4 protein-coding genes and 1 pseudogene are annotated in these 6,774 nt (G+C 65.0%); 4 read left to right on the forward strand and 1 reads right to left on the reverse strand.

Translation table 11 applies throughout. From position 1 onward, the window contains the following. Positions 1 to 733 precede the first annotated feature (733 nt). From AB0I53_RS40505 to AB0I53_RS40520, 4 genes are read left to right on the forward strand one after another with little or no spacing between them, the layout of a single operon-like run. Entirely contained in the window at positions 734 to 2,014 is a 1,281-nt protein-coding gene (locus tag AB0I53_RS40505) for an ABC transporter substrate-binding protein (RefSeq protein ID WP_358614359.1), read from the forward strand. A gap of 5 nt (positions 2,015 to 2,019) precedes the next feature. Continuing rightward, on the forward strand, positions 2,020 to 3,000 hold the full coding sequence (locus AB0I53_RS40510; protein WP_358614360.1) for a sugar ABC transporter permease: 981 nt from the start codon (positions 2,020 to 2,022) through the stop codon (positions 2,998 to 3,000). A 58-nt stretch (positions 3,001 to 3,058) separates the two neighbouring features. Next, the gene (locus AB0I53_RS40515) at positions 3,059 to 3,880 is read left to right on the forward strand and encodes a carbohydrate ABC transporter permease (RefSeq protein ID WP_132494369.1); all 822 of its coding nucleotides are present in this window, start codon (positions 3,059 to 3,061) and stop codon (positions 3,878 to 3,880) included. Positions 3,881 to 3,888: 8 nt separating this feature from the next. Next, entirely contained in the window at positions 3,889 to 5,301 is a 1,413-nt protein-coding gene (locus tag AB0I53_RS40520; protein ID WP_358499892.1) for a GH1 family beta-glucosidase, read from the forward strand. A 384-nt stretch (positions 5,302 to 5,685) separates the two neighbouring features. Here AB0I53_RS40520 and AB0I53_RS40525 read toward each other — a convergent pair. After that, positions 5,686 to 6,123: pseudogene (locus AB0I53_RS40525) on the reverse strand (hypothetical protein); the annotation flags it as partial. Positions 6,124 to 6,774: the final 651 nt, after the last annotated feature.

Consider the following 6,774-nt stretch of genomic DNA (forward strand, 5'->3'; position numbering starts at 1 on the left):
GTCGGCCGGGCGATGTCGATCGGCGTGGTCGACGAGGTCATCGACCCCAAGACCACCCGCCGCCGCATCGCCGAAGCGCTCGCCGCAGCCCCCGCCGGGCGAGGCTCGCACGGCAACATCCCCCTCTGACATAGCGCCGTCACCACGGTTCGGTTGTGCCTCTTGTGCTTCGATTCCCTGCCCTCGGATCCGTTGATCTCCGGTTTGCCGCGATTTAGCCTGACTCGAAAACCATCAGTTCTCCCGAGAGCGGGGAGTTGAAATTGCCTGAGATCCCTGTCGGCGAATGCCGTCCGCGCCTTGTGAAGCGGCGCCAGCCGCTTGCATCCACCCAAGCAGCGCAACCACCGGCGGGTTCTCAGGCATTCCTGGCGAGGACAGCCTCTCCGCCGCGTATTGGACATACATAAGGAGGGGCTCCCGCAGTCCAGGGAACGCCTGAGGTTCCGCTAAGCGACCACCTGCGCAAGGCAACCACCAACAGGCTCTGAGAAGTTGACGGTGGATCTCCACCCGATCTTCCCAAAACGACAGGGACATCGACACCGCCGTGCGCAGTGCGGCTTTTCCGTGCGGTTCGGGAGAGGGACGGGTGCTGGTGCACTTCTGAACCGTGGGTCGGATGTCCGAAGAGGCAGACTTCGATTCCCGTGGTGGACACACGTTTCGCTGCGCGGTAGATCAGCGATCAGCTCGCGGCATGGTGGTCACGATTGGGAGATGAGGAAGTGTGATGAGGAGAAGGCGTTCGCGCTGGCTGGCTGTTGCTGCCCTGACCTCGGCTGTGTCGGTGGCCCTGGCGGGGTGCGCGGGAACCGATGGGGCCGGCAGTGGGAAGATCGAGATCAAGGTCGCGACCTTCGGCGAGTTCGGTTACGAGCCGCTGTTCAAGGAGTACGAGGCACAGCATCCCAACATCCACTTGGTGTCGCAGGTCGCCGACTTCGAGGCCCACCACAAGGGACTGGCCACCCAGCTAGCGGGCGGCAAGGGCGCCGCCGATGTCGTCGCCGTCGAAGAGCAGTACATGCCGCAGTTCCTGCAGTCCAGGGACAAGTTCGTCAACCTCGCCGACTTCGGGGCCAAGGACCTGCAGAACCAGTGGGCCCCCTGGAAGTGGGAGCAGGGGGTCAGCAAGGACGGAAGTTTCGTGCTCGGTCTCGGGACGGACATGGGCAGCCTGGCGATGTGCTACCGCCGCGACCTGTTCGCCCGGGCCGGTCTGCCGACCGAGCGTACCGAGGTGGCCAAGCTGTGGCCCACCTGGGAAGACTTCGCCCGGGTCGCCGACCGGTTCAGCGCCGCGGTGCCGGATGCGAAGTTCGCCGATTCCGCCGGCACCATCTACACCGCGATCTTCAACCAGTCCGAGGAGAACTTCTTCTCGAAGGCGGACGACTCGCTCATCGCCGACCGGAATCCGAACCTGCGACGTGCCTTCGACATCGCCGCGAGCATCGGGGCGAAGGGGCAGACCGCCAGGGTGACCAGCTACACCCAGGGCTGGAACGTGGCGGTCAAACAGGGCTCCTTCGCCGTGATGAACTGCCCGGCCTGGATGCTGGAGCAGATCAGGGAAGCCGGTGGCGACGGGAACAAGGGCAAGTGGGACCTCACCACGGTTCCCGGCAACAGCGGAAACCAGGGTGGCTCCTACCTGACGGTGCCCAAGCAGGGCGCACACCCGAAGGAGGCTTACGAAGTCGCCAAGTGGCTGACCGCCCCGGAGCAGCAGAAGAAGATTTTCCTGCAGAGTGGCATCCTGCCCAGTACGCCGGCTGCGTACGGGGACCCTGAGGTGATCGGCAAGACCGACCCGTACTTCAGCGACGCACCGGTGGGCCAGATCTACGCGAGCTCGGCGGACAGCCTGCGCCCGAATTACCGCGGTGCCAAGGACAGCGTGGTGCGACCGAAGTTCGGCCAGGCACTCGGCCGCGTCGAGGACGGCAAGCAGAGCGCCGACCAGGCGTGGGCCGAGGCCGTGCAGCAGGCCCGCGACGCCGTGAGGTAGGGAGGATGTCACGAAGCCCTTCACCGGCGCCCACCCACGAACCGGCCCACGTTCTTCGTGGGTCGGTTCCGGGTGGGCGCCGGGGGGTCCTGCTCTCCCGGATCGACGCCCGGGTCACGCCGTACCTGTTCGTCGCTCCTTTTTTCGTGCTGTTCGCGGTGTTCGGCCTCTTCCCGCTGCTGTACACCGCGTGGATTTCGCTGCACGACTGGAATTTGATCGACGGTGATCAGGGCTTCGTCGGGCTGGCGAACTACACCGCACTGTTCGCCGACCCGGATTTCTACAACGCCCTGTTCAACACCGCGAGCATCTTCGTGGTCTCCACGGTGCCGCAGCTGTTGGCCGCGCTCGGCATCGCGGCGCTGCTCAACCGGCCGCTTCGTGCGGGGACCGTTTGGCGCGCAGGTGTTCTGCTGCCGAACGTCGTCTCGGTGGTGGCCGTGGCGCTGGTCTTCGCCCAGCTGTTCGGCCGCGATTTCGGCATGATCAACTGGATTCTGGGGTTGTTCGGGTTGGATCCCGTCGACTGGGAGGGCCAGCGCTGGTCGTCGCACCTGGCCGTCGCCACCATGGTGATCTGGCGTTGGACCGGCTACAACGCGTTGCTCTACCTCGCCGCGATGCGCAACGTCCCCAGGGAGCTCTACGAAGCGGCCGCGCTCGATGGGGCTTCGCGGTGGCGGTCGTTCTGGTCGATCACCGTGCCGGGAATCCGGCCGACCATCATTTTCACGGTGGTGGTCTCGACGATCGGCGGCCTGCAGCTGTTCGCGGAGCCGCAACTGTTCGACTCGACCGGAACCGCCGGTGTCGGCGGCAACGACCGGCAGTTCCAGACGTTGACCATGTACCTGTACGAGAAGGGATTCGGTCTGTTCGACGCCGGATACGCGGCTGCCATCGCATGGGTGCTGTTCGTCATGTGCCTGATATCCGCAGTGGCGAACTTCGTGCTGGTGCGTCGAATTCGCGGAGGGAGCTGAAGCGGTGCTCGCGAGTGTTCCTGCCCGGCGACTCCGTCGATCCGACGGTGCCGGTCCATTGACCCGCCGCCCCGGGGTTCTGGTTTACGCGCTGCTGACCGGTGTTGTCGTGTCATCGGCGTTCCCGCTGTACTGGTCGTTCGTGGTGTCCTCCAGCGACAGCTCGGCCATTGGTGATTCCATCCCACCGCTGGTCCCCGGCGGCTACCTCCTGGAAAACGTGCAACGCGTCTTCGACACCGTGGACTTCTGGCTCGCGATCCAGAACTCGTTGATCGTGTCGGGGACGGTCATGGTGTCGACCGTGGTGCTGTCCAGCTTTGCCGGGTTCGCTTTCGCCCGACTGCGCTTCGCCGGGAGAAACACTCTGTTCCTGGTGGTGATCGGAACCGTGATGGTGCCGGCCCAGCTCGGGGTGGTCCCGCTGTACATGGTCGTCGGCGATCTCGGGTGGTACGGCAGGCTGGAGGCGGTGATCGTGCCCGCACTGGTCAACGCGTTCAGCGTCTTCTGGATGCGCCAGGCGTGCGAGGAGGCGGTTGCCCCGGAACTGGTCGACGCGGCCAGAGTGGATGGTTGCTCGCTGTGGGGGACGTTTCGGCATGTGGCGATCCCGGCGATTCGTCCGCAGGCGGCAGTGCTCGGCATGGTGACGTTCATGGCCGCGTGGAACGATTTCTTCTGGCCGCTGATCGTGCTCGACCCGAACGAAAGCCTGACCGTTCAGGTAGCCTTGTCGAGGTTGGCGAGCGGTTACTTCTTGGACTACTCATTGATGCTGACCGGTGCGACGCTCGGCGTGCTGCCCGTGATCATCGTTTTTCTCCTGCTGGCAAGACAGATCGTCAACGGACTCACGCGAGTTTCGGTCAACGGATGAGGTGGGATATGACCAACAAGAAGGCGCTCGGTTTCCCGTCGGACTTCGTCTGGGGGACGGCCACGGCCTCCTACCAGATCGAAGGCGGAGCGAAGGAGGACGGTCGCGGACCGTCCATTTGGGACACCTTCACGGCCACGGAAGGCAAGGTTCTGGGTGGTGATACGGGTGAAGTGGCTTGCGACCACTTCCATCGATATCCCGAGGACGTCGCGCTGATGGCGGAACTCGGCCTGCCGACCTACCGGTTCTCGGTGTCCTGGTCGCGGGTCATGCCGGACGGGCGGACGCTGAACCCGCAGGGGATGGAGTTCTACGACCGGCTGGTCGACGAGTTGCTCGATCACGGCATCGCGCCGATGATCACGCTGTTCCACTGGGACCTGCCCCAGGCGTTGGAAGACGAGGGCGGTTGGCGGGTTCGTGACACCGCCGCACGGTTCGCCGATTACGCGGCGGCAGTGCATGGCGCCCTCGGCGATCGAGTGCCGGATTGGACGACGCTCAACGAGCCCTACTGCTCGGCATTTCTCGGCTACGGAACCGGGGTGCACGCACCCGGAGTGGCAGAGCCGGGCACCGCGCTCGTCGCAGCACACCACCACCTGCTGGCGCACGGGTTGGGGATGCGGGCGCTGCGCGCAGCCGCACGACCCGGACAGCGGTTCTCACTGGTGCTGAACTTCGCGCCGGCGCTGACCGATGTGGACGACGAAGCCCACCGCGAGGCCGCGCGCAAGTTCGACGGGATGCAGAACAGGATCTTCCTCGACCCGGTGCTGGGTCGTGGTTACCCGGAGGACGTGCTCGCCGACGTCGCTCACCTGGGTGCGCTGGAACCCGCTATACGCGATGGCGATCTCGAGACGATCACTACCCCGCTCGACTGGCTCGGGGTGAATTACTACGCGCCGGTCCGGGTGGCGCCGTTGGCGGACCTGGAAGCACCAAGTAACAGCGGCCTTCCGGGCTTGCGGGGCTTCGACGTTCTGCCGCCTCGAGGGCCGCTTACCTCGTTCGGCTGGGAACAGACGCCGAGTTCGTTGACGGACCTGCTGCTGTGGCTGCGCCGGCACTGCCCTGGCCTTCCGCTCATGATCGCCGAGAACGGCGCGGCCTTCGCCGACACGATCGACAGCGATGGTCGGATTCGAGACCGCGACCGGGTCCGCTACTTCGCCGACCACCTTCGCGCGGTCCATGCGGCGATTGAGCAGGGCGCGGACGTGCGCGGTTACCTCGCCTGGTCGTTGCTGGACAATTTCGAGTGGGCGCTGGGTTATTCGCAGCGGTTCGGCCTGATTCACGTCGACTTCGACACCCTGCAGCGCACGGTCAAGGACAGCGCCCGCTTCTTTTCCGGAGTAGCGGCAAGCAACGCCGTTCCGGTCGACGACCCCGCCGAGCTCACTGTGGACTGACGCTGGCCATCCGATACGAGCGCTGTGCCGACTACTTCTGCGCTTTGCTCGCCCTGGTCCGCCGGAGCACGGCTTGGATTTGTCGCGCTGACCAGCCGAGTGCTTGTGCGATGGGTTCCGTGTTGAGTCCAGGGTCCCACGCGTTGGCGCGAATGTATTGGCGTATTTGGGTTTCGATCTCGCGTGCGTGGCTGATCGGCGGTTGGGTATCGCCGAGGAGGAGCAGGCAAACCAGGCCGGTGAGGTGTTGGCTTGCTCGGTCGAATTGGGTGGCGGTGAGGGTGTCGCGTTCGGCTTTGAGGGTGGCGAGGCTGGTGTGGATGAGTCGCCCGAAACCGTGGGCGAGGTCCGTTTCGGGTTGAGAAGTGCGCCGCGGCCGAGGCGGTGGTCGATCTCGCGCTGGGGCATGGTGAGGATCATGCCCTTGTGGCGGGGTCCGACGCCGAGGTCGAACGGGGTGTTCATGGTGAACAGCGCGCCGGTGCCGGCGGTGAGCGTACGTTGGTTGCCGGCGTGGCGTAACACGAGCGAGCCGCGGGTGGAGATGACGGATCTGTATCGCTCGTCGGTGTCGGCATGAACCTGGCGCTTGGTGCGCTGAAGCCATTGCGGGGTGGAGACGCCCCAGGTGACGAGCTGGTAGGGCTGGGTGCGTTGGCAGGTTGTGCGGCCTCGGAAGTCGTCCGGCCGGACGCCCCGGGAGCCAAAGGTGCAATGGAATGAGCTGATTACCTCGCCCCAGTATTCGAGCTGGTCGGCGCGTGGCATGTCCTCGGTGGTGGTATCCACGGTGGCGGTATCCACGTGGTAAGTCGGTGGCATCGCGACCTCTGGCTGCAGCGGGGACGAACATCGGGAAGTCTAGGCCGTGTGGCTTGGCATGACTAGACCGTTCAGTGGCAACGTCTCGCTCATAAGTTGGCGCGGGTTACGCCGCAGTCCGAGGACGCGCGCCTCGACGTCGGCCTGGGTCCAGGTCAAGCAGCGGTGCGGGGTGAGGACCGATCGGCCAAGTCCGCATCACCGCGTGACGCTGCGCGCGAACCGGCGACGAACCGTTCTACTGGACGGGCATGAATGGCCAGTTAGCTGTCACCGGGGCGCCAGTGAACCCTTCCAGTCGTGGCTTCGGTGCGTGAGTCAGACACCCGCCGCACTGGACGTCTTCCCAGGCAAGTAAACCGCCAACCAGTCCCGACGGCGCAGTCGTGCGCGCGTGGGCGGTTGTCGTGCGGTTCTAGGCGCAAGAACCACCTACCTGTACTCTTATAGTCCCCTTACCCGCAGTAACCAGGGGCTCACGGAGAGGTAGGCATGGCCGCGGACGCTTTCCTGTATCGATTAACGGGCGAGAAAGAACCGGATCCGTTCTATTTCACCAACACCGGAGCCGTGCTCGGAGTGCACGACGACGTCGCCTTAACTAACCGTTGCCATGGGTGGGGGAACCACAACGAAGGCCGGCGTGGCTAC

Origin of the sequence: Saccharopolyspora sp. NPDC050389 (genome assembly GCF_040655595.1) — a bacterium.
GTDB lineage: Bacteria > Actinomycetota > Actinomycetes > Mycobacteriales > Pseudonocardiaceae > Saccharopolyspora.

Coding starts and splice junctions, on each gene's coding strand:
- AB0I53_RS40505 (WP_358614359.1), top strand. CDS start 734: ATGAGGAGAAGGCGTTCGCGCTGGCTGGCTGTTGCTGCCCTGACCTCG.
- AB0I53_RS40510 (WP_358614360.1), top strand. CDS start 2,020: ATGTCACGAAGCCCTTCACCGGCGCCCACCCACGAACCGGCCCACGTT.
- AB0I53_RS40520 (WP_358499892.1), top strand. CDS start 3,889: ATGACCAACAAGAAGGCGCTCGGTTTCCCGTCGGACTTCGTCTGGGGG.